The 3,086-nt window shown below is 62.4% G+C and carries 2 pseudogenes; both read left to right on the forward strand.

The annotated features are described in order from the left end of the window. Positions 1-123 precede the first annotated feature (123 nt). Positions 124-543 (forward strand): annotated as a pseudogene (locus AB3X89_RS39215) (transposase); the annotation flags it as partial. 655 nt (positions 544-1,198) lie between these two features. Further along, positions 1,199-3,086, forward strand: a pseudogene (locus AB3X89_RS39220) (hypothetical protein); the annotation flags it as partial.

Below are 3,086 nucleotides of genomic sequence, written 5' to 3' on the forward strand. Positions count from 1 at the left end.
CGGGCACGGCAGTTCGGAGAGGCGTTCACGGCTTGATTGGCTTATGCTGCCATTGAATAAGGAGAATCGACTTCATAACCGTAGGGCTTATGATAGCAATTCGACCGAATCTTGGCCGTACCCCTTGATCGGGCTGGCCTGACGGTTGACTTCATGCTTCGTGCGAAGCGCGACGTGCAGGCAGCAAAAGCCTTTTTCAGGAAGGCGATCAAACATCAAGGCCAGCCACCAAACACCATCACGCTTGATGGCAATGCGGCCTCACACCGCGCCGTGCGCGAGATGAAGGCCGATGGCTTGCTGCCTGGGGACACGAAGGTCAGATCCTCGAAATATCTCAATAATCTGGTCGAACAGGATCACCGCAACATCAAGTCCCGGACGAAAGTCATGCTCGGCTTCAAACGTTTCATGAACGCAGCGATCACTCTGGCCGGCATTGAGTTGATGCATCGTATTCGCAAGGGCCAATTCAATCTCGCGAAGCTCGGTCTCAAAGATACTGCTGCGCCCGCAGTCTGGGAAGCCGTTCTGTCTAGTTGATGAGGGATCCTTTCTATAACTAAAATCTCGTCCGGACTACCTATTGGAACCTTGTCGTCGGCGGATTTTACCTGACCGCGTTATTGCGACAAGACCCTTAAATTTCCCCCGATCCCGCGTACACCACTTTCGACAATAACTCTTCGCGCCGTGATCGCGTTTGCTTCTGTCATGCGGATCACCTCGCATACCAAATCTTCGTTTCGCACCGGCGGTCTTGCCGTGTCCGCCACTTTCTGCATCATCGGTTCTTTCAACTGGAAACGAATATCACCTGCGCTGAAACCCGCAACCACTTGAAGGATAACTACCGTTACCGGGTACGCGTACAGTCTACGTTCGTCAACCTGACAGAGCCGTCACGAAGCGTTTCTCAAACTCGACTGTTGCCTGATCTGCTGGAACACCCTTCAGCGAGCTCAACAGTTTTTATGAAACCGTCTCTTAACGTGACAACGCCCTGCCAAGCTCTGGATATGCCGCAATGAAAATCGAAAGATCAGTAAATCCGGATGATGGTGTTGACAATGAAACGGTTGAGGAATCGGCACCCAGGCGATCCGGGACGGAGCCAGGAGGAGCTGCGGATCGGCACACAGGTCCGGCCCTTGACATGCGGCTGGCGGCGCTACCGGTACGTCGCCAGGCGCGCAGGATGCAGCCTTATCCGGGCGCCCAGCGGCAGCGGACGTTTTCCTCGCGGCCTCATGGCGGCGAAGAGAAAGCGGGGTATCCCTTGCGCGACTTGACCCGGCGCGAGAAGCCCGGGTCGGACAAGGTGGGGGAGATGGCCCGCGGCTGGAGCCAGCCGGGGCCATCGTTATCGCCTCAGGGCACGCACTACCGGCCCGGTTACCAGCATCGGCCGGTGCTGACGGGAAGCGGTGCACAGGAATCCCGGGCTCAGGCAGCGGGCCCATCGCGCAAGCGAACGGTGCGAGATCCGGAGGATGCGCTGGATGACAGGGAGCGTACAAGGGCACGCATCGGCCCGTATGAATCGCAGCGCCGCCCCCGGTGTCTGGCGAGACACCTGACATATTGGGAACGCAAGTTCAGCCAGAAGGTCGAGGCGCAACGGCGCGAGCAGCAACGGCTGCTGTCCCGGGACAGGCGGGATGATGGCTTTCCGCAACGATGTTTCCGCATGGCAGCGGATAACGTGCTGGCGCGACGTAATGGCTACGGGCGGGCGCTGGTCTTTCTGCGTCCGGAATACGCCGATGACAACGTGCGTTTTCTGAATCGGTATTTGCAGAAACTGCAGATACCGCAAGGCCGGTTTGGCGGCGGCGAAAAAGTCCGTGCGGCAGTGGAGCTGGCGGCGCACTATGTCGTGGACACCGACTGGTTTGAGGACCTGCCGGCTGTACGTTACGCCCATCTTGCCAACAAGCTGGGCAAGCATGCTGACAGTGAAATCTGCCGGCTGGCGCTGGAACGTATCGCAGCGCAGGTGCTGAAGCGGGACGCGCCAAAAGGGCTCAGCGCCAGGGAGGCGGCCCTTCTGGGCAACGCGCTGTCCAAGGCGGCGCAACATGGGTGGTGCCGCGAAGCGGTGGTGCGTCTTGTCGGACATCTTCGGGCGTACGGCCTGATCGGCAGGCTGAACGGCCAGGACATCTCAACCCTGCTCAATGCCCTCTCGAAGTGGCCGCAGGAGCGGAGTACCTGCCACGCAGCGCTGGTCCTGGCCAGGCGGATCCCTACCGACGAGGCGCTGCGCGGGTCGATGACCACACAGCATGTGGCGATGGCCGCGAATGCGCTGTCAAAGTGGCCGGAGGCGCCTGAAGCGGGGGGCGCGGTGCTGGCCCTGGCGCAGCGGGTCGCCACCGAGGAGGTGCTGCGCGAGGAGATGAACGCGCAGGATGTGGCGATGGCCGCGAATGCGCTGTCAAAGTGGCCGGACGAGCCTGACGCGTGGGACGCGGTGCGGGTGCTGGCGCAGCGGGTCGCCACCGAGGAGGCGCTGCGCGAGGCGATGAGCGCGCAGCATGTGGCCGAGGCCGTGAATGCGCTGTCAAAGTGGCCGGAGAAGACTGAAGCGCGGGACGCGGTGCGGGTGCTGGCGCAGCGGGTCGCGACCGAGGAGGCGCTGCGCGAGGCGATGAACGCACACGAAGTAGCGATGGCGCTGAATGGGCTGTCAAAGTGGCCGGAGGCGCCTGAAGCGGGGGACGCGGTGCTGGCCCTGGCGCAGCGGGTCGCCACCAGGAAGGCGCTGCGCCGCGCGATGAACGCACAGGAAGTGGCGATGGCGCTGAATGGGCTGTCCAGATGGCCGAAGGCGCCTGAAGCGGGGCACGCGGTGCTGGCCCTGGCGCAGCGGGTTGCCACCAGGAAGGCGCTGCGCGAGGAAATGACCGCGCAGCATGTGGCCGAGGTCCTGAATGGGCTGTCAAAGTGGCCGGAGGCGCCTGAAGCGGGGGACGCGGTGCGGGCCCTGGCGCAGCGGCTCGCCACCGACGAGGCGCTGCGCAGGTCGTTGAACGCGCAGGCGGTGGCGATGGCGCTGAATGCGCTGTCCAGGTGGCCGCAGG

This window comes from Paraburkholderia sp. BR14320, assembly GCF_040948665.1.
Classification (GTDB): domain Bacteria; phylum Pseudomonadota; class Gammaproteobacteria; order Burkholderiales; family Burkholderiaceae; genus Paraburkholderia; species Paraburkholderia youngii.